Raw genomic sequence first — 24,830 nt, 5'->3', positions numbered from 1 at the left:
TGAATTCGGATTTCGGAATTCTGAATTAATACAATCTTGGCGGAGCCGCCTGATAAGTAATTCCGAACTCTGAATTCTGAATTGGCTAGGCTTTCTTTACCTCGGTGTTGAGTCGTTCTACGATGGCGTCTACGTTTCCTACGAACATTTCGCCGGTGCGCATGTCCTTGTATTCGAATTCACCTTCGGCAGCCTTGGAACCGTCTACGTACACGACGATTTTAGCGCCTTGATAGTTGGCCTGGTCGAGCTGCTTACCCATCTTCATGGCGGCGAGCGGGTGAGCGACCGAGAACGGCTTGGCGTTCGTGTTACCTGCGGCGTTGCGGAATACCTGGGCGGTTTCGAACACCTTCTTCATGTCGTTTGTGAAACTTGCGATGTAGAAGTCGACACTCTGCTTCGGGCTCGGGAGCAACTTGTGTTCGGCGAGGAGGTCTGCGAGCACCACGTCGCCCATACCAAAGCCGACACCCGGGATGCGTTCGCCACCGAGCTTTTCGGTGAGGCTGTCGTAACGGCCGCCGCCAGCGATAGCGCGCATGGATTTGCCCTTGTCAAAGACTTCGAACACGATGCCGGTGTAGTAGGCGAGGCCACGAACGATAGAGAGGTCGAGGTTCACGCATTCGCCGTAACCTGCGGCGGTAAGGGTTGCGAACAGGTCTTCGATTTCTTGGAGAGCGGCAGTCGCATTTTCGCTATGCACCTTGGCCTTGACTTCTTCGATGCTCTTGCAGCTCATGAAGTCGTCAAGTTTTTTCACCTGGTCTTCGGAGAGGCCTGCGTCGGCAAGAGCTTTGGCGAATGCTTCGGGGCCGATTTTTAAGCGGCGGTCAAGCACCGGGTAAACGAGGGAGGGATTCGGGGCGCCGATTTCTTCGAGGTAGGTGGCGAGGAGCTTGCGGCTAGAAACGCCAATCGCAAATTCGCCGTCCTTCAGGCCGAACTTGCGGAGCATCGTGGCGATGGCAGCCATCAGGTCGGCTTCGGCGTAGATGCTTTCGGTACCGATGATGTCCATGTTCAGCTGGAAGAATTCGCGGAGGCGACCCTTCTGTGCCTTTTCGTAACGGAAAAGGCGCGGCATGCTGAACCACTTGAATGGCTTCTTGAGTTCGCGGGCCTTCTGGATTACGAGGCGAGCAAGCGTCGGGGTCATTTCGGGGCGGAGCGCGATTTCGCGGTCGCCCTTGTCTTTAAAGTTGTAAAGCTGGCTTACGATTTCTTCGCCGGACTTGCCTGTATAAAGTTCCAGATGTTCAAACATCGGGCCTTCGTATTCTTCGTAGGCAAAAGATTCGGCGACACTACGCCAGGTGTCAAAAATGTAGTTCTGGATGCGCTCGGCTTCCGGGTAAAAATCGCGTGTGCCCTTAGGCAACTGAGGAATAGAAATGCTCATAGTACGAGCAAATTTAGCAAAAAAAAGCCCCGGACCCGGGGCCACTTCCTACTTCCTACAGTCTACTTCCTACTTAATCTCTATCATCGGGCTCGTTTCGCTGAGCAAGTAGGTCCATTCCTCGCGAATCTTGTTGTATTCAGCCGGGTCGGCGTAGAGTGCGAAGGTGGTCCACTTGATGCTGTTCTTGCCGTCGAAATTCTTCTCGTAGCTCACGTAATCCGGTTCGCGATTAAGCGGCTTCGGACCGGTAATTTTGACTTTCTTGCCGTTAGCTGCCGTAACACTTAATTTGTATGCAAACTGCGTTTCGTGAGGCATGCGAATCGGGTGGTGGCGCTTGGAAACTTTAGGCAGCTTGAACAGGCTGCGTTCCCACACGTTCGGGAAACGCCCCTTGAGTTCGGAGCCGCCCTGGCCGAAGTAGCCCTTGGAGGCGTAAGTCACAATCAGGGCGAGCGGCTTGTTGAATTCGGCGAGATTTTCGATACGGATGTTTCCGATGCTTACGTCGGGGATACCCGAAGCGAGGAAGTCTTCCATCAGCTTTTCCTGTTCCTTGGCGTCGCGACCAAAGAAGCGGTTACGCATGACGCTTGCAAACTTGCCCTGCAGCGAAATCGAGTCGCGGAATTCGCAGGCGCCGTCGTTTCCGATAAACAGGCGGTGTTCAATGCCAATCTGGTGCTCCTGATTGTCTTCCAAAATAGGCGTAGTGACCACGTGGCTGCTGTCGTCGTTGATGACGAGCGCGACTTTGCCTTCCATGTCGAGCGGTACAGGGCGATCGTTGCCGGTCTTGTCGGTGGCGTCGACCCAGCGTTCGGTGATTTGACCCTGCGCCGGAATGTAGAGAATCATGTGGTTGAACTGCTGAATCGTCGGGAGGCCGGCAAAGCCTTCTTCGGTCAGGTGGATGGCCGTGAGGTAGCTCTTGACGCCGATGGATTCAAGCATTTCCTTGAGCAAAAGCGCCATGTCCTTGCAGTCGCCCTGGTGCTTTTTCAGCGTGACTTCGGCTGTTTGCGGAATCAGGCTGTGTCCGCCGAATCGAATGTCGCGGTAGCGAATATCGTGGCGCACAAAGTTCACGATGGCCTTGACGGCGTTGTCGTTTGCCTTGCTACCGCGGACTTCGCGGGCTTTTTCACGCACGCTCACGGCCTGCTTGAACTGGTGCTTGATTAGGTTCTGGTAATCTTCGCCCACGTTCTTCCATTCCTGCTTGCCGGTAAGCATCAGGCCTGCGCCAAAGTCGCGGTACACGGGCATGTAAAGTTCCTTGCGGATAATGACCGGGTTTTCGATCTTCCATTCGATGCCGCCCTTGATGGCCTTCTTTTCGAGCGGGCCGTATTCTTCGGTCACAAAACGGGCGGTGTCGGCGTAAATGCGGAAGCTGGACTGGCCCACAGGAACGTCCTTGCTGCTCACGAAGTCGGTGTAGGGGATCATGCCCTTGTTTTCGATGTTGGTGCGGCTGAACTGCAGGTAAATAAAATCGCCCGGTTCAAGCTCTTGCAGCGGGAAATGCGCCGTCTGCGATTCGTTCTGGCCGCCGATTTCGGTGGCGTAGGTAATGTAGGCTCCGTTCAGGTTCGCCTTCTGCTTCAGGTTCCAGTTGCTGTCGTAGACTTCGAGGGCGTTCAGGTAAATGCGGTCGAATCCCGGCAAGAAGTCGAACGTAAATTCGCGATAAATGGCGGCGCCGCGAATGTCGAGGATTTCCATGAGCATTTCGTCGGTGCGGACCCAGTTCGCGCCCTTTTCGGCTTTCAAGGTCTGCTTGTTGTAATGCACCACGGCGGGGAAATCGCCTTCGGTGCCCTGCTTTTTGGCGCTTTCGCTGAGGAGACCCTTCAGGTTCTTGGTGCGTTCTTCTACCGGTGTAATTGGCTTTTGCAGCGTGCGGTTGTCTGCCTTGCCGAGGAATGCCTTTGTTGCGCTCAAAAAGCTCTTGGCGTCTTCGTTATCGGGCTTTAAGGCGAGCGCCTTGGTGAGCGACTTTTCGGCGTCGCGGTAGTTGCGGCTGTAGAATAGAATCTTGCCCTGCGTGGTCCAAATCTTGTAGTCGTTACGGTCCTTGGCCAAGGTTTCTTCGCTAATGGCGCGGGCTTCTTCGTAGCGGCCAAGGAACATGAGGGCATCCATCAAGGTGCTTCCGAGTTCCACACTCATGCCAAAGCGACGGCGCACCTGGTAAAGAATGTCGACGGCTTCGGCGTACTGGTCAAGGCCCATGTAGGTCTTTGCGAGGTAAACGCCCAGGCGGCTGCTTGGCTGCGTATCGTAAAGGCGTTGCACGACCACCAGCGACTGGTTACGCTGACCGAGTCCCCAGAGGGCGTCGCTCAAGTTGATTACGTATTCCGGATTGTTCGGCGTGTAGCGGAGGGCTGCTTCGGCACATTCGCGGGCGCGGCCGTAGTCGAACAGGGCTTCGTACATTTCGCCCAAAATCGAGAGCAGTTTGCCGTTCTTTTGCACCAGTTCGCGCTGGCTTTCAAAGTGGCTGATGCCCGGGCCGTAAAGTTCCTTCATCTGGTACACGAATCCGCAGTTGATCAGGTAGAGAGGCTCTTCGGGGTCCATGCGGTTCGCGCGTTCAAAGTAGCTGAGCGCCACCAGCGGCTGGTTTTCGAGCAGGCGCAAAATGCCCACCTGGCTCATGATGGCGGCGTTGAACTTGGCGAGTTTCTTGGCCGATTCGGGGTCGGTGGCCGCGTTTTTGGCGGCCGGATTTTCGCCCACGGTCAGGCCATCGATACCGTGTTGCATGACCTTGGCGTATTTCTTCTTGTTCACGCCCTGGGTCCAGGAAACAATTAGGATGCCGCGGCCGTCGTCATAGAAGTAGCGGCCTGTATAGTAGAAGTCGAACTTGTTGACCACGTGAGTCAGGGTAAAGTCTTGCGCGTAGCGGTCGCCGACCTTTTGGCGGTGCATTTCAAGTGTGGGATTGTTGGGGTCGACACCCAGGCGCACGAGCAGCACCTTGAACAAATCCTGCGAATTGACGGCGTCGCTTTCGACCGTTGCGCCGTAAACGAACAGCGAAACGTCTTCGGCCTTGTTGCTGAGCACCAGGTCCGGGTCGTCGTTCTGGCGGGCGATTCCTGTCCAGTGATGCCAGAGGGTGTCCTTGACGGCCCAGGTGTAGCCGAGCGTGGGGGAGTCAAAGCTTTGCACGTTGTTCGGCGAAAGTTCCGGGCCTTCGCTTGCAGCAGTTTCGCGCATGCTGAAGTTCGCGAAGAATTCCTTCCATTCGTTCTTGAGTTCGCCCGGCTGGAGCGGCGTGTCGGTGGCAGAAAGCGTGAGCGTGTACACGCGGCTCCCGGCGCCTGTGACAAAGCCGACGGCCTCGTAGGGGCTGTCGTAGCGTTTGCCTGCAACGTCAAAGAAAACGCCTGTACCGCCGAAATTTTCTTCGGGGTAGGTCTCGGCGAGAGTCGCCTTCTTGCCGCTCGATTCAAAAGCCTGCATTTCCATCTGGGCGCGGTCCATGAGTCGCATGGGTTCGCCCTTGGGGAGTTCGATTTCGACCAGGACCGCGCGGCGTCCCGTGCTCGCGTTGTAAAATTCGTAGGGGACGCCGCTCTCGTGGGCGCCGCCCTCGTCGCCCACGAGAGCCCAGTCGCCTGCGGGCAGCGTAAAGCTGAAACCGTCGCTCCCGATAGCGCCGGGTGCGTTCTTGCGGGTGGAATTCGAGGCGTTGTCAGAAGGAGCGGCCGAGCCTTCGTCAAAATAGTCGTCGGTATAGCTCCCGGAATTAGCTGCTTGCGAACCTTCGGACTGCGGGTCCGATTCGGTCAGCGGCTTTCCGTTACCGGCGCAAGAAATTAAAGATGCAACAAATAACAGCCCAAACAGCGGGGCGCAAAAACTGGGGATATGACCAAATTTTTCAAACAAAGAATTGCTCATGACAACAAAAATAAAAAATCGCGACGTGCAAGCCCCGCCTTTTCGTAGTCCAAAGTGGAATATGACTGTACCCGAGACAAGTAGGGTTTATGATTGTTTTGTATAAATGTGAAGTTTTTTTTACGTTGATTGAGGCCTTCAAACAGGGGTGAAATCAGACTGATTTTTCCAAAGTGGCGTATTAGTGTATAGATAGGGAGAACTCTCTATTCGCTTTTCGGGGGCTGTTCCCCGGTTTAGGAAAAAATAATGGAAAGAAATGAATTTGCTCAATTTCTCGGCAAACTCAAGAAAGCAAACGATAACGGGCAGGACATCGACGCCTTTGTCAAACAATACGAACACAGGAACGTGTATTTCTACAACGACGGGTGCATCAAGAAAATCCTTGCCAATGAAAAGAACTTGATGCTCACGACGGACCTTGTGAATGCAGCACTAGGCTTGATTGGCTCGGACCGCATCGCTAATCCGAAACTCGTGAACCCGTTCATTCCTGGCGAGCTTGGTTACCACAGTGTCGAACCGGACATTTTGCTGACGAACGATCGTGGTGAAAAGAATCCGCGTGACCGCATTTCGATTGAGGTGCAACACGTGGACAATTACTCCTTGTTCAAGGACCGTCTTGTCCTCTACGTGGCGCGCCTTACGAACAATATGGTAAAGCAGGGCGAAGTTCCGCAACTTGAAAACTTGCATGTGGTCAGTTTCCAGTTCTTTGACGCGTTCGCGAAATCGCCAAATTACCGCCATACGGTACAGTTGAGGAATCAGGAGCAGGAAGTCTATTTTGACCGGCAGACCGTGACATTGGTCGAAGTGGCAAAGTTCCTCAAGAACGCAAAGGACTATGTTGGCGACAACTGCCGCTTGGCTCAGTGGCTCCGCGCCATCGACACGTTGAATCGCGAAGCCGATTTCAGTGAATTTGCAAATGATCCCGTGTTCAAGGTCTTGCAAAACGAGGTGAAATTATGTAATTTCAGTTCGAGGTATCTTATGACTGTGGACATGAGCGATTTTGATCGAGCCGTAGCCGAGTATTCAACGAAAATGGATATTGCGAAGAAAATGCTTGAACAGGGAAAACTCTCTGTGACAGAAATTTCTGCAGTTACGGGGCTTCCGGAAGCAAAAATTCGTGACTTGAAATAAACCTTTTAATAAAATGTGGCGGTCGAAAGGCCGCCGATTTCATACACAACTTATTTCTATATTTCTCGTGAATTTATTTGAGGTTCGGAGGTCTTCTGTGAAGATTTTTAAAAGCGTTCTTGCCCTATCTGTACTCCTGACCATGCTTGTCGCATGCGGAGATGATTCTTCCTCTTCAGTGTCCCCTGATTCGGGTGCTTCTATAAGTGACGGCAACGAATTGAGTTCGTCGAACAAAGACGGTTCCTCGTCTTCTCAGAAAGATTCTAAAAAATCCAGTTCTTCTGTAGCGGAAAAGAATTCTTCTAGTTCTGTAAGCGGCAAGAATAGTAGCTCGTCTGTGGTTGAGTCGAGTAGTAGCGAGGAAGAATTTCGAGTGTGTGATGATGGGGATACCCTTTCTAGTGATGAGGCTAGTGGCGTATACTATTACATTTGTAAAGATGGTTGGTGGGCTCTTGATCATGTTCTTGATAGGGATTCCCTTGATTCCCTCGCTGCGATAGAGAAAAAAAAGGAACATCCGAACATGGACAGTCTGTTTGCGGGGTACAATGGGGAGTATTTAGAGTTTGAAGATCCTCGTGATGGCCGCAAGTACAAGTATATTAAGTTCGAAGGGCATTCGGAAGATTTTGATGCTTTTGAGACATTTTATGTAATGGCTGAAAACTTGAATTATGGGAAAATGGTGCCTAGTAGTACGACTAAGTTTGATGACAATGTTACTGAAAAATTGTGCTATGTAGACGATGAATGGTTCTGCGATAACCATTTTGGAGGTCTTTACACATGGGCTGAAGCGATGAACTTGCCCAAGGTTTGCGATTCTGTCGAGGTAAGCAGCAACGATGCGTGCAAGGCTTTTGCTGATTTGGCCGGAAGCGAAGAAAAAATGAGAAAGATCATTTGGCAGGGAATCTGTCCCGATGGCTGGCATGTTATGAATCAACTCGAATGGCTGTTTACTCGTGGCGATTTGCGTTCCAAGATTCTATGGGAAAAGAATGCTGGGCGTAATACTGACGGGTTGGCTGTTATTCCGACGGAAAAAATTCAAACGGGGCAATTTACTGCGTTTTGGATGCCTTACGCTGTGAAAAACAATGTTGCGAAAGCTGCGTATTTTAGCTCGACCTCGAGGCTTGAAGATTTATCTGGAGATGATGTGACTCGAAGAACATTTCGATCGGTCCGATGTGTAATGGATGCGAATAACTCTTTGACGGGAAAATAGTCACTTTATCATAAATTTTAACGAAAAAATTAGGGCGTGAGGGGCATGCCCTAAGGCGGAAGAAAATGTGTTGTCGAGTGAACATTCCGGAACGGCCATGTGAGCGAGACAAGCATATTTCTGGAGCCGTGGGCAATTTTGAAGGCGGAGTGTTTTTTCTCGGATGGGAGAGGAGGTCCCGCATCTACGTGCGGGAAGACAGAGGACAATTCATTCCACATCTCACATTACACACTCTACATTGCTAGCCGGGGGTTTTAGGGGGCGGAGCCACCTAGGCGTGAACTGACCCCAAAAAGTTGGACATTTAAAAATTAGGTTATATTCGCCCTATTTATTCGATATTGAACAGGACTCATCCCGTTTAATCGAGCTTTTATCCGTTCATTGTTGTAATAGTCGATGTATTTCACCAGCTCCTGTTTGAAGTGATTCATGTCCTTGAACCTGTTCGGGTAAAGTAGTTCGGACTTCATTATCCCGAAGAAGTTCTCCATCATGGCATTGTCCAGGCAGTTGCCCTTGCGACTCATGCTTTGTACTATGTTGTGGTCTTTCAGTGACTTTTGGTAGTTGTAGTGCTGGTATTGCCAACCTTGATCCGAGTGCATCAGCAGTTTTTCCCATACACGGTGCTGTTCATACGCCTTGTCCAGCATGTCCATGACCATTTTAAGGTTGGCATGGTCCGATATCGTGTAGCTTACGATTTCGCCATTGTACATATCCAATATTGGAGATAGGAAGCATTTTTCGGTCCCCACGGATATCTGTGTCACGTCCGTAGTCCATTTCTGGTTCGGGCCGGTCGTAGAGAAGTCCCGGTTCACGATGTTCGGTGCAGTCGACCCGACTTGTCCCGCATACGAACGATATTTGTTCTTTCTGCGGACGTTCTTCAGACCAAGGTCTCTCATGATCTTATAGACGGTCTTGTGATTGATCGTAAAGCCTTCTTTTTTCAGCTGCGACGTTATTCGTCTATAACCGTAACGACCGGCATGTTCGGCGTGTATTTCCCTTATGCGTTTTCGGATACCGGAATATCGGTCTATCTGTTTGTTTTTGACGTAGTAATAGAACGTTGAACGGGCCATCCCCTTGATGTCCAACAGGACGTCAAGCCTGTATTCATGCCTTAGCTCGTTGATGGCTTCCGCCCAGTCTCTTGTTTTCGGGCGTATTTTTCCTCGACCAAGGCTTTCACTTTTTTTAACAGCGCATTCTCCGCACGAAGACGATAGACCTCGTCCTCGAGTTTCTCCAACTCGGTCTGAGGCGTTTTCGCAGTCTTCTTCAGCCTTCCCATATCCGCGTCTTCTCGCCTTGCGCCTGTTCACGAACAGTTCCTCGTAACCGCCGTTCCGGAACAAGTGAACCCAGTCTTTCAAGGTCGTTCTGTTGATGTTGTACTTTACGGTTACCTCGGCATAAGATAACGAATTTAGGACTATGTCGTCAACTGCCATTTTTCTCAATTCGTTCGACCCGCGATAGAAATTCTTCCTGGGTTCGCGCATGCAGCCGAGAATGTCATATTCCCTGCATACATGCCTGACATCGCGCCTGTCAAAGTTCGTAAGATGACATATTTCAGTAACCTTCAGTCCATCCTTGTATAGTTTTGTGACCAATTCCCATTTTTTTCGATTGAAAGCCATAAATTCCTCGAAAGTTGTGTCCAACTTTCGGGGGTCACATCAGCGTGGGGGTGACGGAAGACTTGCCCTAGATCCTTCGACGGAGTTTACCCTGAGTTTATCGAAGGGCCTAGGATGACACTGGGGCAAGGCTGCAAGTAGGGGGAAACTTCCCCCTTTACAGACCGCTCGGCTCTATTTTCCATAAGAACCTACGATATCGCCTCGCTTTCGCCAACACGACTCGTTAATACAAGTCGTTTATGGCTCACGAACCACCTATGCCGGTCGGGATAGGTTTGAAAGAGCAAGTTTTTTTACAAAAACCCTAGTCCGTTTAGGTAAATTTTTGTATCTTTCCGCCCAAGAACGCACCACCCTATGGTGGGTAGCAATTTCACAATAAAACAAAAGGATCCAATAATGGCTCTCAAACTCGGTATCAATGGTTTCGGTCGTATCGGCCGTATGGTGTTCCGCGCTGCTGTGGAAAACTTCTCTAACGACATCAAGGTTGTCGGTATCAACGACCTTCTCGACGCTGACTACCTCGCTTACATGCTGAAGTATGACTCCGTCCACGGCGCTTTCAACCACGACATCAAGGTGGAAGGCAACTTCCTCATCGTCGATGGCAACAAGATTCAGATCTTCGCCGAAAAGGATCCGTCCGCAATCACTTGGGGTGCCCTCGATGTTGACGTCGTTGTGGAATCCACCGGCTTCTTCCTGACCGAAGAACTCGCTTCTGCTCACCTCAAGGCTGGTGCCAAGAAGGTCATCATGTCTGCTCCGTCCAAGGATGCAACTCCGATGTTCGTCTATGGTGTTAACCACAAGACCTACGCTGGTCAGAAGATCATCTCCAACGCTTCCTGCACCACCAACTGCCTTGCCCCGATCTCCAAGGTTCTCGATGAAAAGTTCGGCATCGTCCGTGGCCTTATGACCACCGTTCACGCTGCAACTGCTACTCAGAAGACCGTTGACGGCCCGTCCAAGAAGGACTGGCGCGGTGGCCGTGGCATTCTCGAAAACATCATCCCGTCTTCTACGGGTGCTGCTAAGGCCGTGGGTAAGGTTCTCCCGCAGCTCAACGGCAAGCTCACCGGTATGTCTATGCGCGTGCCGACTTCCGACGTGTCCGTTGTTGACCTGACTGTCGAACTCAAGAAGGCTTGCACTTACGAAGAAATCTGCGCCGCCATGAAGGAAGCTTCTGAAGGCGAACTCAAGGGCATCCTCGGTTACACCGACGAAGCCGTTGTTTCTACCGACTTCCGCAACTGCCCGAAGACCTCCATCTTCGACGCCAAGGCCGGTATCCAGCTCGACCCGACCTTCGTTAAGGTTGTGTCCTGGTACGATAACGAATGGGGCTACAGCAACAAGGTTTGCGAAATGGCCCGCGTGATCGCCAAGTAAGATTTCTAGATAGCGTTAGTCGTGCGGACGCCACTTAGTTTTCCGCACTTCCGCTAAGAAACCTTTTAGGAACCCTGCCCAAGCGGCGGGGTTTCTTTTTTTTTGTCCTGACGGACCCCGGCGAGGGATTTTTTTCTAAAAAGTGCCGTAAATACGCCGAGGATTCGTTGTGGTGCAGGCTAAATGACGCAGACTTTGTTGGTTGGCCTGTACTTTCTTGTCTTTTTTGAATAAATTAATGCGAAAAGGACTCGCTTTTTCGCTGCCGTACGGGTTAAATGACGTTGACTCTACAAATTAGCCTGTACTTTTTGGATAAATTAATGTAAAATAGAGGGAAAACGGCATTCTTGTACAGGCTAAAAAGCATGTAACGCATAAAAAAGCCTGTACTGCTCAGGAAAAACCTCCAAAAAATACCTGTGAAATGGATTTTGTACAGGCGAAATGCTAAATGTACCATCATTTAGCCTGTACAGATCAAAAATACACTTGTTGTTGTGCAGAAATCGATGGATTATGCATTTTATATAAACTATATTTGTGGCATGAAAAATAAATTTTTAGCTCTTTTGATTTCGTCGGCGTTTATGTTTGCTGCTTGCGGCGACGATTCCTCTTCTACTTCGGCGGACCCTTCTACCGAAGAATCCTCTTCCTCCATGGAAGAAGGCGATGACTCTTCTTCTTCCGAAAAAGGCGATGCCAAGTCTTCGTCCTCCAAGAAGGGCGACAAGTCCTCGTCCAGTGAAAAGTCTTCGGAGAAGTCTTCTTCTTCGGAAAAATCGTCCGATAAGTCTTCGTCTTCAGCTAAGGAAGATTCCAAGTCGTCTTCTAGCGTAAGTAAAGACAAGTCTTCTTCGAGCGAATCCCCGAAGTCCTCGTCTAGCGAAACGCCGGAATCTTCATCCACTGAAGTTTCGTCTTCTTCTGTAGTAACTCCGGAAGGGGCTCGCGCTGCGAAACTCACCGATTTACAGAAGAACTACGAACTCAAGCTGTTTGACCAGACGGTCTACCTGTCGACCGGCAGCAAGCAGGGCGTTCTGGCCCTCCGCATTCCGGACGAATTGTGGGTGGTCACCTATACGGATTTTGCAGGTGGCGTGGTGAGCTTTAAAAAAGACAAAGCCGGCTTGCAGTATAGTGAAACCGATGCCGTCAAAAAGATTATAGGAAAAATGGAAGCCGGCTTCAAGATTTCGTTTGTCGTCAAAGAAGCCGACAATGCCGATGAAGACGACAAAATTCTGTACTCTGTAGACGGTGGCGATTACAGCGAAGCGATTAAGGCTAGCGTCGCTGTCCAGAAGAGCAAGGTCTCCAAGGCTGAGGCGATTCAGAAGAAAATCTATGAATGTGCCGATGGCGATTCTACGAGGACCTTCAAGTTCTTCGACAGTTCGTATATTTATGAAACGTCGATCGATGGCCAAGTAGTGAACTGGAATGCCGGTCGCTATGATATCCAGCGCAGCACGCTGTTGATGATCCCGCTCTACTATGTGGGGTCTTCGCGTACGATGTTCACCTATTCCGTGGGCACCGACGATGCGATTACGGCGTACAATGGAGAAAAGTTGAATTGTACAGTTGAAGATGTCGAGTACGCTTACGAAGATGCCAAAGATTTTGTCGGCGAATGGGTGGCGACTAGAGACGGTGTCGATTGGACATTTACGTTGAAAGCCGACGGAACCTCGAAACTGGAAGCGTTCGAAGGGACTAAGCAAGTCGAGTTTAAGTCGGGTACCTGGGAAGTTTACGGCTACTATATGGTGATGGACTTCAATATGTTATTGAATCCGGGCAGTACGACAAGCATGTATGGCCAGTTGCAGACCGGAACGGTTGACCGTGAAACGGGCAAGATTAGCGGATTCTCGTTCGTTCATCATGATAAGGGTACGCCGCGCATTCCGACTTCGTTCGAAGCGCCGGAATACGACGATTAAGAATACGACAAGTGATTTAGGGTGAATCCCTGGATAATAAAATGAAGGCCCGCATTTGCGGGCCTCTTTTGTAATTTCGTCTGTTGGGCGAAAGCCCGTTCTAGATTACAGCTTCATATCGGAGAGGCGCGTGTTTTCCACCGCATCAAATTGTACTTTCGCTTCGCTCAAGTACCAAATGCTAGGCTCGGTCATATCCATGCAAGCATGGCTGCGACTCTCGCCTTACGCATTTGTCCTCCTGAATTAAAGTTTCATATCACTTAATCTTGTTTTATCAACTTGTTCAAATTCTTCGATGATTTCTTTGCTGGGGGCCTTGGTGCAGAGGCTTACGATTACGATGGTCGCAAAGCTCAAGACGAAGCCGGGCACGAGTTCGTAGATCTGGAAGATTTCGGCGGAGAAGCCGGAGAGGTAGAACTTCCACACGAAGGTGGTGATGCCGCCCACGAGCATGCCCGCGATGGCGCCCGGAAGCGTGGTACGCTTCCAGAACAGGGCAAGGAGCATAATCGGGCCGAAGGTGGCGCCGAAGCCGCCCCAGGCAAAGCTCACGAGACTCATCACGACATCCAGGAAGCTCTTGCCCTGTTTAGCGCCGTCGGCGCTGGGCGCCCCCTGCATGGCGACAATCACGGCAATCAGCGTAATCACCACGACCACGCCGCGGCTGACCCACATGACTTCCTTGTTGCTCGCGTTCTTGCGGAACAGGTGCTTGTAAAGGTCGTTACTGAAGGCCGAAGCCGAAACCAGCAGCTGCGAGTCGGCGGTACTCATGATGGCGGCAAGGATAGCGGCCATGAGGATGGCGGCGACAGCCGGGTGGCAGAGCGTCTGGCAGAGAACCATGAAGATGCGTTCCGGGTCGGCGACGGTAATGCTGTTCGCTTCTACGTAGTAGCGTCCGAGGATGGCAATCATGATGGCGGCACCGAGGCAGATGGTGACCCAGATCATGGCGACGCGGCGGGAGAACTTGATGTCTTCGGCGTTCTTGATGCTCATGAAACGCACCAGAATATGCGGCATGCCGAAGTAGCCGAGGCCCCAGGCGAGGCTAGAAATCAAGGCGATAAGACCGATGGACTTGCCGGTGGTGGCGTTGGTGAACAGGCTCAACAGGTAGGGGTTCTGCGCGTTCACGGCGTCCATGGTCGCAGCAAAACCGCCCGAACCGGCCATGATAATCGAGGGGATGGCGATGACGGCGATAAGCATCATGGTCGCCTGGATAAAGTCGGTCCAGCACACGGCGAAGAAGCCGCCCATGAAGGTGTAACTCACCACGACGACCGCACCGATGATAAGGCCCGTGGTGTAGTCCATGCCGAAGATGGTGCCGAAGAGCTTCGCGCTAGCCACAAAGCCCGAAACCGTGTAGAACAGGAAGAACGCGAGAATGAAGATGGAGGCGATGACGCGGATGATTCCCTTGTTGTCGCGGAAACGGTTCGCAAAGAAGTCGGGGAGCGTGATGGAGTCGCCGCAGAAGTGGCTGTACTTGCGGAGCCTGCGGCCCACGATTTTCCAGTTGAGGTACGTGCCGATCACGAGACCGATACCGATCCACGCTTCGGAAAACCCGCTCACGAAGATAGCGCCCGGGAGGCCCATCAAAAGCCAGCCGCTCATGTCGGAGGCCTGTGCGGACATCGCCACGACCCACTTGTTCATGCCGCGGTTGCCCAGGTAGTAGGCATTCAGGCTGTTCGCCTTCTTGGAGAAGTAAAAGCCGATGCCAAGCATCATCAGCAGGTATAAAATGAAAACGGTTAAGACCATTTGTCGTCTCCTTTATGTATGCTTTTAAAGATAGAAAAAAAGGGGGGAGGGCTCCCCCTGCTTGCAGCCCCGGCTTATGCGTATGGCCTTCGCGATGTTGTTACCCGCTCAAGGAGCGACCGATCGGCTTTACAGCCTCTCTCTCGCAATCGCCCTCGCTTAACGCTTGGGGCTTATTGCTCACAGACGGAAAATTCCGTGGCTCGTTCGCTTGGTAAATACATTCGCTTCGGCTTGCACGTCATTGCGAGGAGCAAAGCGACGAAGCAATCCATAGCCGGGTCTTCCAGCACCCCCTCGCCTAAGGGCGCTTCGCCCCTTAAAAACCCCGGGCTCAGGGCATTTTAGAAGACTATTTGTTTAATAGTCCTTCGTGCAACGGATAGGTTGATAGCCATACCGTTCTAGACCTTTATCATAATCAATGCCATCATCGTATAACACTACGCCTTTTCCCAAGTCATCACGTTTTTTACTTAATTCAGGCAACCAAATATGAGCACGTTTCGGATATGCATAAAATTTTCCCTGAAATGAATAGCCTGCCGGAAGAAGCGAGAATCCGTAGTAATCACTTCCTCCCCATACAGCTCTCGAATTAATTTTATACCCACCTCCAATAAGGCGCCATTCATCTTCTTCCATGATATGCCATCCCTTCGGGCAAATTCCCTGAATATAATGGTTCCCATTAAAATATGTCGTGTCAAGTTTTTCAACAGCAATAGTATCATATTTTTTAGGGAGATTCATAGCCTCGCTCCATGAATAGAGACCGCCAAAGCCGTTGTCACAGAACCACTCATCATCGTTATAGCAAACTTTTTCTACGAGCGAATCACTGAATTCTGCAGCATTAGCTAAAATTTGCTTTCCGTAATTCAAGTTTTCAGCAAAGAACGTACGCGTTTTGGCAAGTCCATTGTCAATTGTAATCGTTACAACTTTATATTCTTGACCATCGCGTTCATCCACAAACGTTTCATAATCAACATTTGAAGCAAACTGTTTTTCCATATTGGGGTGTGAAATATAGGGCTTTACAGTATCCTGTCCACCAATAGAATCCCTAAGCCAGAAATCATCTCTGCACGTATAGTATTGAGTATATTTTCCACTCATGACTATAGCGGTATCGCCATTGCAGCAGTTTACTGTTAAATTTGCGCTGCCATCCTCATTTCGTCCATTAAATGGGCAACCTTCAGAAGAACTCGACTCATCCTCAGAAGAGCTACTGTTCTTACCGCTCACAGAACTAGAACTCTTCTGCGAATCATTGCCAGACTTCTCAGAGCTAGAGGACTTCGAACTTCCACCGGAAGATGTTCCTTTGTCCGTAACGGAACTCGAGGAGATTGCATCATCGCCACTAGAGGACGAAACTTCAGCAATCGGGTCAGGGTCAGTACTGCTGGAACCGCTGTCGCATGCAGTAAACACAGCAAAGACAAGAGCCATGGCAAGAAGTATGGATTCCCTACGCTTCGCTTCGAGAATGACAGGCCAAGAATGACGCAATGTAAAAATCTTCACAGAAGACCTCCAGATATGAAATCCCACCAAACACTTTTGGGCGAAATATAATAAAACCAATGAAAAAGGCGGTCGTTTGACCGCCTAGAGTTGCATAAGGTTTCGTTAAAGTTTGCGAATAGCTTCTTCTGAAAGACCTGTATTTCGCACGATAATTTCCATAGGGACTCCGTCTTTCAGCAAACCCTTCGCAATTTCTTCTTTTTCTTCGCGCTTTGCTACAGCCCTGTCAAAATCACTCATATCTACATGCATAAGGTACCTCGAACTAAAGTTACACAATTTTACCTCATTTTGCAATACTTTGAACACGGGATCGTTCGCAAATTCGCTAAAATCGGCTTCGCGGTTCAGGGTGTCGATTGCACGGAGCCACTGTGCAAGGCGGCTGTTATCGTTTGCAAAATCCTTGGCTTTTTTCAGGAATTTCGCTACTTCAATCAAGGTTATCGTCTGCTGGTCAAAATAAACGCGCTGTTCTTGATTCTTCAGCTGCACCGTATGGCGGTAATTTGGTGAATCTGCAAAAGCATCGAAGAACTGAAAACTGACCACATTCAAGTTGTCCAACCGATAGGGTTCTCCCTTCTTTACCATACTGCTGGTAAGACGCGACACATAAAGGACCAACCTACCTTTATATAAGTTCCCGCCCACATGCTGCACCTCGATGGAAACACGGTCTCGGGGAACGCCCTCACCGCGGTCGTTCGTTAACATAATGTCCGTTTCGATATTGTGGTACCCGAGTTCTCCCGGAATGAACGGATTTTCAAGCTTGGGGTTCTCGATACGGTCGGACCCAATCAGATTCAGAGCTGCATTTACGAGATCTGTAGTGAGAATCAGGTTTTTCTCGCTTGCTAGAATCTTCTTGATACACCCGTCATTGTAGAAATACACATTCCTATGTTCATATTTTTTGATGAAAGCATCGGTGTCTTGTCCTTTATCGTTAACAATCTTGAGTTCTCCAAGGAATTTGGCGAATTCTTCTCTTTTCATATATTTTCCTGTTTTCGGGAAAGCCTCCCGTGAGCGAACAGAGGGGATCCCTATTCATATATATACACGCTTTTTTCAGGTGTTTGAATACCTTTTTTGATTGTAAAATTTTTCTATTATTTCGCTGTGCAATCGTTTGACGAGATAACATTCAAGGTCATTGCCCGCATCAAGAGCGATTTTCCGGACAAGTTCGGGATTCCGCGGCAGAGCGGGCTCTTGAAGAATTTGCGTTCGACGATTGTCTTTGAGCCGGAATTCAAAAATGCCGACGCTTTGCGTGGGCTGGAAGGCTTTAGCCACTTGTGGCTCTTGTGGATTTTTTCGGAAAACGTGCGCGACACTTGGAAGCCGACGGTACGCCCGCCCCGTCTTGGTGGCAATACGCGGCTGGGTGTGTTTGCGACGCGCAGCAGCTTTAGGCCGAATCCCTTGGCCATGAGCTGCGTCAAAATCGAAAAAATCAACTTGACGGGGGAGAATGCTCCCTCCATTATGGTCAGCGGCGCCGACCTCATGGACGGCACGCCTATCGTAGACATCAAGCCCTACTTGCCCTATGCGGATTCCGTGCCCGAGGCCACAGGCGGTTTTGCCGAGGCGGTGCGCTTTAAAAAGCTCGAAGTCGAATTTGCCGCCGAGGCGCAAGCGGTTTTTGACTGCACCGGATTTGCGCCAGAAAATCTAGCGCCGGAGTTACTTGATGGCGCAGAACTTGCGCCCGATGCCGCCGGTATCCCTGAAGTATCTGGTGCCGCCGGCGTAAAATTCCCCGCAGAAAAAAAGGCAGCTCTTGTGGAGCTGCTTTCCGAAGACCCGCGGCCCGCGTACCAAAGGTCCGCCGACCGCATTTACGGCATCAGGTTCGCCGGCTTCGAAATCAAGTTTCAAGTGCAGGGCGACCACCTGACGGTCGTCGCTATTTTACCATTACAGCCTTAGTGGCCTTGAACCCCTCGCCCTGGGCACTGACTACGTAGCGCCCGGCCGGGAGTCTGTTTGCAAGCACCAGGGTGTTGGTTCCGGTGTAGTTGCCGCTCAAGTCAAGCACTTCCTTGCCGAGGCTAGAGTAAATCTTGACGGTCAGCTGCGTTGCCTTGGCAAGGCTCAACTGCACATTGCCGGCTTTGTTCACCGTAAGCGCCCCGCCCGCAAAGTGGTTTGCCTGCGCAATGCCCGTACCTGCGTCTGACGACGATTCCGGCGAAGAGCCTGCCTCTGACGAAGAAGAAACTCCGTGATGGCTATGGCTGGAGCTGGATTTTGCTTCGCTAGAGCTGGAGGCGACTTCGCTACTGCTGGATTCAGCCACGCTGCTGCTGGATTCGGCGGTTGCGGCGGGCTTGAGCTTGTCGCCCAGGACCTCGATCATCTTTTCGGCATAGCGCTTGCCAAAATCGCGGTATTCCTGCGAGGTGAAGTGCACGTTCTGGCCGTCGCCCAAAGCCTGGTTGAACCCTTCGGAAGACACCACGTAGAAGTTCTTGGACTGCTGCGGGAGTTTCGCGATGTTTTGGTTCGCGCCGGCACTGCTACCGCTGCGCAGCACTTCGCCCGCAAGGAACGGAATGTCATTGCCGAGACCCAGGTCCTTGATGATGTTGTCGTAGACACCCTTGACTTTGGAAGGCCAGCTACCGTCACCGGCATCCGTTTCGCCCTGGTGGAAAATGATACCCTTGATAACGCCTTCTTCCTGGGCCTTTTTGGCCATTTCAATCAAGCGGCCGTAAGGATTTCCACCATAGGTGTTGATTCGCTGGGTCATCCAGCTCTGCTGGCCCTGGGCGTAGCTTTTGTATTGGTCCTTGTCGAACAGCTTGATGCTGCATCCTGCAACAGCCACCACGATGACGCCCACCTTAATCTGGGGATCCGTTTTTTCGACCATGGTACGGCCGAAGTAGTCCGTGGGGCCAAGCTTTGCACCCTGGCAGTGCGCCAGCGGAGGCACGGCAGTAGACCATTTGCCCTTGGTCTTCCCGGAGCAAGAGCCATTGTCGGCCGCCCAGAGAACCTGGAAACGTTCGTCAACCGTCTTGTCTTGTTGTCCGATATCGCCCTGGCCTTCCATATTGGACTGGCCAAAGGCCAAGTAAATATGGAAATTCGGGTCCGGGGCTGCGTTTACTTGAGAAAGAGCCATTGCGAAGGCTGCTCCTAACAGAAATTTTTTCATAATATACTCCAAACAACAGGGAATAATTTCCCTTAAAAATAAAAATAACCCATTATTATGGAGGAAATATAATTGTAAACTTTAATATGTTGTTGATTTTTACAACAAGAATTACTTATATTCAATGAAAAACGAGGAAATTCTATGAAAAAGATGTATTTGGTTCCGTTTGCGCTAGCCGTTTCCATGTTTACGGCTTGCGGTGATTCTTCCAGCGACCCCAAGCCCTCGAAGGCCGAAGAATGCTCCAAGGGCGTGACGGCAGAATGCTTGGTGGGTTCTTGGTCTTTTGTGGGAATTGCCAATGCGAGCAACAACAACGAAATTATCCCTAATTTTGATTATACCACGGGTCCGGGCAAGTTGATTTTTTCCGACGACGGCAAGTTCGAATTTGACCTGCCTTCGGTCAATCTCGGCAACAGCCCGCTTTTGAATCCGCTCGACTATCCGGTTTATGGCGATTGGAAGATTGAGGGTAACGTTGTCAAGCTCCATTCCATGAGTACGGCTTTGTTCAAGACTCGTGTTGAAGTCGCTCCGATTATTACCGTGGAAGCCGCCTCTGTCAAGATGACTTTTGGCCCGGGCTCCCTTTGGCTCATGGAAAACGCGACCGACGAAACGAGCATCAAGGCCAATTCTACCGAAGTCTATACCATTAGCGCCCAATAGTCCCTTTTTGCGGGTTTTGCCTGCAAAATCGATTGAAAAAATCCTCGGCCGAAGCCGAGGATTTTTTGTGTGTATTTGGATTTATGGAGAATCTTTTTACCGAAGCGTAATGACCTTCTGGTTGAGGACCTTGCCGTTTGCCCCTTTCAGGCGAGCCATGTACTTGCCCACGGGGAGCTTGTTTAGGCTGACTGAGCTTCCGTTTTCGAGGCTTGCACTCAGGGCAAGCTTGCCGTTCGCGGCATAGATTTCAACCTTGCTGTCGGTGGGGGCGCTTACACGCAGGTTGCGCTTTTCGAGCTGCATGAAGGTGCTGGCCGTAACGTTTACGCGGTTCAGCTTGGTAATGAAATCCGTGCCTTCGGGAGCGCCTACGATGGTGCCGCGGCCGACGGTGCTCATGTATACGACGCCGAAGGTGTTCATGTCGCCCTGCACGAAGTTGCCGTTACCCGGGCCACCGAACTGGTGCATGTCGTCGTTTACGCGTTCAAAGGTCTTGCACTTGTCGGTGCTGCGGTAAATGCCGATCGGATCGCCGGACTTTGCAGCCCCCCAGATAAAGATGGTTTCGTAATCGCTGCCTTCCTTGGCCTTGCCGATTCCCACGGCGATTGCGGTCGAAGCGCCTTCGCAGTGGTTCCAGCTCTTGCCGCTATCTTCGGTGTAGGCAAGTCCGTTTTCGCTAAAGCCCTTGGGGAGCCAGACTTGGGACTGGTCCACGGGGACCCACAAGTGGCCTTCTCTGCCCGGAACGGTACGGATGAGTCCGCCGCCGTTGTAGTAGACGCCTTCCTGTTCGTTCTGCAGGCGTGCAGCGGCTTCGGCAAAGGTCTTGCCGCCGTCGGTGGACTTGTAAAGGGTGCCCATGCCGCCCATCACGTAGAATACGTCGGGGTTCACGGGGTCTGCGACAATGCGGGAATAGTTGGTCTGGGTACCGGTTTCGACAGCGGTCCAGGTGGCGCCATTGTCGGCTGAACGGTAAACGGTGGCACCCTGGTCGGGGCGGTGCAGCATTACCTTGCCGTCGGCAGAGAGCACGACCAGGCCCTTGGGGCCCTTGAGGGTAGTCTTCACGCTGTCCCAGGTGGCGCCCATGTCGTCACTACGGTACATCACGTTAAAATTCTGGGAGTCGTACTGGCCGTACACGGTAATCACGCCGGTGCGGAGCAAACTTCCGGTGAGCGGGGCGTAACCCATGCTTTCGGTGGTGCCGATAATCGGGGTATGGCGCTTGGTGCTGTTGTTGATGTTGGTATAAGCGGCGCCATCGTAGTCGCCGATGGCAGTCACGAGTGGTCCACCCGGAATGCTCACGATGTCGAGCGGAACCGTTTCTTCGATACCCTTCGACATGAACTTCCACAAGGGAACCTTGGCCGAAATATCTTCGGTCATAAAGATGCCGTTACCGCTGGTGACCCAAGCCTGCTTATTGTTGAACGGGTTGATTTCCAAGGAACCTGCCCAGTGGATGGCGTTGCCCGGAATCCAGGCGGTGCCGTTGGCGTCAATGTTTGGAATATCGTTGTAATGCTGGCCGTGATTCCAGGTCTTGCCACCGTCAGTGGTGGAGTAAATGCGGTCGCCGTAGTTTTCTTTTTCGTCGATCGTGACGTGGCGTCCGGTGTACTTGCCTAGCGTCGAAATCACGATGTGGTTCTTGTCTTTAGGGTCAATTGCCACGCCGCCGTAAGAGCTCTTGTCTTTTTCGTAGCTCTTGGTGGTGCTGCCTTGGTGTTCCACGGAATCGCTCGGGGTGAGGTCGGTCCAGGTGCCACCTGCAATATTGTACTTATAGAAACCGCCGCTTGCAATATTGTACGGGCCTGGGCCGTCGGCAAAGGTCACGTACATGTCTCCGTCTACGATTTTGGCGCGGTGGGGCATCAGGCCCGTGGGAACCCCCTTGATGGTTTCCCAGGTGGCGCCGCCGTCGTGGCTCACCTGCAGGTTGTCCTTGGTTTCAGATGTGCCTATGTAGATTGTCGCGGTGCTGCCGTCAGCGAGCTTACCCTGTGCCGGGTCAAACATCACGAAGCTCACGCCGTTCACTCCGTTCAGGCTAGATTCGGTGGCGCTCGAAAGGGCGACCTTGTAAAGGCTGGTCCAGGTTTTACCGTAGTCGGTACTCTTGTACACGCCCTTGGTGCGGCTGCCGCAAAGAACGATGTTGCCCTTGTTCGGGTCTACGGCCAGCTTTTCGCCGGTCTGGCGGCCCATGCCGTTGCCGTGGGCGAGCATTTCCACGTAGCTCGTGTCCCAAGTGGTGCCGTAATCTTCGCTGCGGAGCACGGCGGTACGGCCCTTGCTAAAGTAACCTGTACCGGCCAGCACGTAAATGCGCTTGGGGTCGTTCGGGTCGAGTGCAAAAGCTTCGGTGCCGTAAAGGCCCTTGTCGTTTTCCGAGATGAAGTCCATCAACGGAATCCAGGTCTTCTTTTCAAAGTCAAAACGGTAAATTCCGCCCACGTCGGTGCGGGCGTATAACAGATTTTCGGCCTTGGGGTGGAAAATCACGGCAGAAACGAATCCGCCGCCGTCAAAACGGACGTTGCCCCAGTTGTATTTTTCGGCATTTGCCGCGGTCGCGAGCATTCCCATGCCCAAAGCGACTGTCAAAACCTTCATTTTACCAAACATGCCATCTCCATTGCATTGTTCCGGATACAATCCGGGCTTGTTTTTCAGAAAATACCTAAAAAACAGAAAAAGCGACTAAAAAAGCCGCTTTGTATCTATAAATATGTTTATGAATTCTCAACAAGGGCCTTAAAACCCTTAAATCGTGCCCGAAGAGCCGCCCTTGATGGGCACGTAGCGCACCTCGTTCTTGTCGTTGATAATGACAGCGACGCCTGCGAGGTAGCTGAGCCACTTACGGGAGGTCGGTTCGTGCAGCTTGAGGTCGATCTGCTTTTGGGTGGCAAATGCGGTCAAGGGCATCAAGACCTGGTCATGTGAGGCAATCACCGTGTACTTGGGCATGGCCGCATAATCCTTGATCACGTAGGTGTTCAGAAGTTCCATGCTGCGTTCTTCCAAGTCGTAGAACACGTCGGCGTATTGACCTTCGTAGACCCATGCCGCGTAAATGACATTCACGTTCTTGATAGAATCCCTCTTCATGACGGTATCGCGGAGCTCCTTGTCCTTCAAGTACCAGCCGTCAGCCAGCTGCTTGATTGTGTCGGCAGCGAAATTCACGACGGAAGAGTCCGGCAGCATCTGCGACTGGCCGCGACCGATTGCAATGTTCAATGCAGTCTGGTAAGTGCGTACGAATCCGGAATGGATAAACTTGAACTCCGTGGGGCCGACCAGCTTGGCGCCCATTTCCTGGGCTTCGAGTGCGCCGTCTTCGGTCAGCGGGGATTCGGAACCGATACCGGCTTCGCGTTCACCATGACGCACGAGGAACACGACTTTTTCGTTGCACTGGATATTCCGGTAGACTTCGCCCACATCTGCGAATTCGTTCATCGGGAAAGCTTTCGGCTGCGGTAAAATACCTTCGCAGGGGTCCGAAGCGACAGGCTGGGTCACGGAAGTGTCAACCGGCGGCTGGGTGGCCGTATCGGCGGGCGTAGCAGTCGTGTCGGTCGGGTCCGTGGGCTGAGGCGTGACAGCGGAAGTCGTGTCACTAGGGTTCTGTTGGGTCGCGGGGTCCGAAGGATTCTGGGCCGGATCCGTCTGCGTTTGGGCCGGATCTGTCGTCTGAGTCGGATCCGTCGGGGAAACCTCGGGTGTCGCAGGCGAGCTGGAAGAATCCGAAGAACAGGCTGTCAAAGAAACGGCAGAAAGGGCTGCCGCCGTTGCTAAAGCGAGTAGAAATTTCTTTTTCATATTCATAATATACAATAATTATGCTATGCAGAATGTAAATTTTAGAACTTAGAACTTAGAACTTAGAACTTAGAACTTAGAACTTAGAACTTAGAACTTAGAACTTAGAACTTAGAACTTAGAACTTAGAACTTAGAACTTAGAACTTAGAACTTAGAACTTAGAACACTCTCTTCTCTCTAAGCTCTACCAACTAAGTTCTACCAACTAACCTCTACTACTATACGCTTTCTCCGCCTGCTCGTTACGGCGCTTGAGTTCTTTATTCAGCGGCCAGTAAATGGCGGCAAACAGAATATAACCGCATAAAAGCACAATCCAGTGGTTGAGTCCGAGACCGATTTCGATATAGCGCATTTCGATGAACATGATCGGCCCCGCAATCAAAAACAGCGGAAGTTGCCTGCACTGGTCGCCAAGCGAATAGCGGCTCTCGTAGCTCACGATAGAATTCATCATCGGAAAACTCGTGCAAAAGCCGCCCATCAGGCGCTTGATGAGCATGAGTCCGCCTACGACGCCTGCGATGGCGGGCGCCTTGATGTAAATGGGGAGCGGAGTCTTGTAGCGCACGCCCGATTTGTAGCTCTGCTTCTGGAATATGATAACGCCCACGATAAAATCGAACGCGCAGGCGCCCAGGAAGGCGGCTTCGGTGTCGGGAACGCGCGGCATCAAAAAGGTGCCGAGCGCCACAAAGAAGGCGAGCCCCGCGATAATGCTCGGGACAATCGGGACTTTAACTTTATAATGCAGAATGCGCACGATATGCACGTACAGAAAACACATGAATCCCGAAATCGCATTCGCCGTACCCATCGGGAGTCCGACAGCGATGTAGGCGAACCCGCAAGGTATTGGAATAGTCGCCGTGACGGCTTTTAACTGCGGGTCCTTCAAGTAGGCGCTTAGGGTTCCGAGCGCCGTGACCATGAAAATCAGCAGCCAGTCGTAAAAGGAGAAATGTAGGTTCAATACATCAAGCACGTTTTAATTCGGAATGCGGATTTCTGATTTCAGAGTTGTATTTTGAGCTTATAAATTAGAAATA

The 24,830-nt window shown here is 51.4% G+C and carries 16 protein-coding genes; 6 read left to right on the top strand and 10 right to left on the bottom strand.

What is annotated here, in order from left to right; all coding sequences use genetic code 11:
• Nucleotides 1-85: 85 nt before the first annotated feature.
• A complete protein-coding gene (hisS, locus tag BUC02_RS00480; protein ID WP_073317188.1) occupies nt 86-1,405 on the bottom strand; it encodes a histidine--tRNA ligase in 1,320 nt (439 codons plus the stop codon).
• 69 nt (nt 1,406-1,474) lie between these two features.
• On the bottom strand, nt 1,475-5,317 hold the full coding sequence (locus tag BUC02_RS00475; protein WP_254794032.1) for a DUF3857 domain-containing protein: 3,843 nt from the start codon (nt 5,315-5,317) through the stop codon (nt 1,475-1,477).
• A gap of 261 nt (nt 5,318-5,578) precedes the next feature.
• Between BUC02_RS00475 and BUC02_RS00470 the strand changes: the two genes are divergently transcribed.
• Together BUC02_RS00470 and BUC02_RS00465 are read left to right on the top strand one after the other, a co-directional pair.
• Complete coding sequence (locus BUC02_RS00470; RefSeq protein WP_073317182.1) at nt 5,579-6,487, top strand: PD-(D/E)XK nuclease family transposase; 909 nt, start codon at nt 5,579-5,581, stop codon at nt 6,485-6,487.
• A gap of 97 nt (nt 6,488-6,584) precedes the next feature.
• Entirely contained in the window at nt 6,585-7,724 is a 1,140-nt protein-coding gene (locus BUC02_RS00465; RefSeq protein WP_175549770.1) for an FISUMP domain-containing protein, read from the top strand.
• Between the two features lie 314 nt (nt 7,725-8,038).
• On the opposite strand, the gene BUC02_RS15775 is transcribed toward BUC02_RS00465, so the two are convergent.
• The gene (locus BUC02_RS15775; RefSeq protein WP_139260925.1) at nt 8,039-9,385 is read right to left on the bottom strand and encodes an IS3 family transposase; all 1,347 of its coding nucleotides are present in this window, start codon (nt 9,383-9,385) and stop codon (nt 8,039-8,041) included.
• A gap of 402 nt (nt 9,386-9,787) precedes the next feature.
• On the opposite strand from BUC02_RS15775, the gene gap reads away from it, so the two are divergent.
• Both gap and BUC02_RS00445 read left to right on the top strand, forming a co-directional pair.
• Nucleotides 9,788-10,789, top strand: a complete 1,002-nt coding sequence (gene gap, locus BUC02_RS00450) for a type I glyceraldehyde-3-phosphate dehydrogenase (RefSeq protein WP_073054604.1) — start codon at nt 9,788-9,790, stop codon at nt 10,787-10,789.
• A gap of 548 nt (nt 10,790-11,337) precedes the next feature.
• The gene (locus BUC02_RS00445) at nt 11,338-12,744 is read left to right on the top strand and encodes a hypothetical protein (RefSeq protein ID WP_254794031.1); all 1,407 of its coding nucleotides are present in this window, start codon (nt 11,338-11,340) and stop codon (nt 12,742-12,744) included.
• A gap of 246 nt (nt 12,745-12,990) precedes the next feature.
• Here the strand turns inward: BUC02_RS00445 and putP are convergent, their stop codons facing one another.
• The 3 genes from putP to BUC02_RS00430 all read right to left on the bottom strand — a co-directional run bounded on the left by putP (nt 12,991) and on the right by BUC02_RS00430 (nt 17,073).
• Nucleotides 12,991-14,532, bottom strand: coding sequence for a sodium/proline symporter PutP (gene putP / locus BUC02_RS00440; RefSeq protein ID WP_073317172.1), 1,542 nt, complete (start codon nt 14,530-14,532; stop codon nt 12,991-12,993).
• Nucleotides 14,533-14,892: 360 nt separating this feature from the next.
• Nucleotides 14,893-16,068: an FISUMP domain-containing protein gene (locus BUC02_RS15595; RefSeq protein WP_083564322.1), complete on the bottom strand. Its 1,176-nt coding sequence runs from the start codon at nt 16,066-16,068 to the stop codon at nt 14,893-14,895.
• 105 nt (nt 16,069-16,173) lie between these two features.
• Nucleotides 16,174-17,073 carry a PD-(D/E)XK nuclease family transposase gene (locus tag BUC02_RS00430; protein ID WP_073317166.1) on the bottom strand — a complete coding sequence of 300 codons (900 nt, stop codon included), beginning with the start codon at nt 17,071-17,073 and terminating at the stop codon, nt 16,174-16,176.
• Nucleotides 17,074-17,169: 96 nt separating this feature from the next.
• On the opposite strand from BUC02_RS00430, the gene tsaA reads away from it, so the two are divergent.
• The gene (gene tsaA, locus BUC02_RS16380) at nt 17,170-18,015 is read left to right on the top strand and encodes a tRNA (N6-threonylcarbamoyladenosine(37)-N6)-methyltransferase TrmO (protein WP_217653052.1); all 846 of its coding nucleotides are present in this window, start codon (nt 17,170-17,172) and stop codon (nt 18,013-18,015) included.
• On the opposite strand, the gene BUC02_RS00420 is transcribed toward tsaA, so the two are convergent.
• Nucleotides 17,993-19,252, bottom strand: a complete 1,260-nt coding sequence (locus tag BUC02_RS00420; RefSeq protein WP_073317163.1) for a sialate O-acetylesterase — start codon at nt 19,250-19,252, stop codon at nt 17,993-17,995. The genes tsaA and BUC02_RS00420 overlap by 23 nt on opposite strands.
• 144 nt (nt 19,253-19,396) lie before the next feature.
• Here BUC02_RS00420 and BUC02_RS00415 point away from each other — a divergent pair, with 144 nt between their 5' ends.
• The gene (locus BUC02_RS00415; protein ID WP_073317160.1) at nt 19,397-19,927 is read left to right on the top strand and encodes a hypothetical protein; all 531 of its coding nucleotides are present in this window, start codon (nt 19,397-19,399) and stop codon (nt 19,925-19,927) included.
• Nucleotides 19,928-20,023: 96 nt separating this feature from the next.
• On the opposite strand, the gene BUC02_RS00410 is transcribed toward BUC02_RS00415, so the two are convergent.
• The 3 genes from BUC02_RS00410 to BUC02_RS00400 form a co-directional block, all read right to left on the bottom strand.
• Nucleotides 20,024-22,576 (bottom strand): VPS10 domain-containing protein, encoded by a 2,553-nt coding sequence (locus BUC02_RS00410; protein WP_073317157.1) that lies wholly within the window; start codon nt 22,574-22,576, stop codon nt 20,024-20,026.
• A 138-nt stretch (nt 22,577-22,714) separates the two neighbouring features.
• Complete coding sequence (locus BUC02_RS00405; protein ID WP_175549769.1) at nt 22,715-23,779, bottom strand: histidine phosphatase family protein; 1,065 nt, start codon at nt 23,777-23,779, stop codon at nt 22,715-22,717.
• Nucleotides 23,780-23,986: 207 nt separating this feature from the next.
• Nucleotides 23,987-24,754 (bottom strand): hypothetical protein, encoded by a 768-nt coding sequence (locus tag BUC02_RS00400; protein WP_249269017.1) that lies wholly within the window; start codon nt 24,752-24,754, stop codon nt 23,987-23,989.
• Between the last annotated feature and the right edge of the window lie 76 nt (nt 24,755-24,830).

Origin of the sequence: Fibrobacter sp. UWOV1 (genome assembly GCF_900142495.1) — a bacterium.
In the GTDB taxonomy this organism is placed as follows: Bacteria; Fibrobacterota; Fibrobacteria; order Fibrobacterales; family Fibrobacteraceae; genus Fibrobacter.
This window is presented reverse-complemented; position numbering and strand designations above follow the sequence as displayed.

Bases quoted from the DNA above. Each gene is read 5' to 3' on its own strand.
- hisS (WP_073317188.1), bottom strand. From the start codon at position 1,405: ATGAGCATTTCTATTCCTCAGTTGCCTAAGGGCACACGCGATTTTTAC.
- BUC02_RS00470 (WP_073317182.1), top strand. From the start codon at position 5,579: ATGGAAAGAAATGAATTTGCTCAATTTCTCGGCAAACTCAAGAAAGCA.
- BUC02_RS15775 (WP_139260925.1), bottom strand. From the start codon at position 9,385: ATGGCTTTCAATCGAAAAAAATGGGAATTGGTCACAAAACTATACAAG.
- gap (WP_073054604.1), top strand. From the start codon at position 9,788: ATGGCTCTCAAACTCGGTATCAATGGTTTCGGTCGTATCGGCCGTATG.
- BUC02_RS00445 (WP_254794031.1), top strand. From the start codon at position 11,338: ATGAAAAATAAATTTTTAGCTCTTTTGATTTCGTCGGCGTTTATGTTT.
- putP (WP_073317172.1), bottom strand. From the start codon at position 14,532: ATGGTCTTAACCGTTTTCATTTTATACCTGCTGATGATGCTTGGCATC.
- BUC02_RS00430 (WP_073317166.1), bottom strand. From the start codon at position 17,073: ATGAAAAGAGAAGAATTCGCCAAATTCCTTGGAGAACTCAAGATTGTT.
- BUC02_RS00420 (WP_073317163.1), bottom strand. From the start codon at position 19,252: ATGAAAAAATTTCTGTTAGGAGCAGCCTTCGCAATGGCTCTTTCTCAA.
- BUC02_RS00415 (WP_073317160.1), top strand. From the start codon at position 19,397: ATGAAAAAGATGTATTTGGTTCCGTTTGCGCTAGCCGTTTCCATGTTT.
- BUC02_RS00410 (WP_073317157.1), bottom strand. From the start codon at position 22,576: ATGTTTGGTAAAATGAAGGTTTTGACAGTCGCTTTGGGCATGGGAATG.
- BUC02_RS00405 (WP_175549769.1), bottom strand. From the start codon at position 23,779: ATGAAAAAGAAATTTCTACTCGCTTTAGCAACGGCGGCAGCCCTTTCT.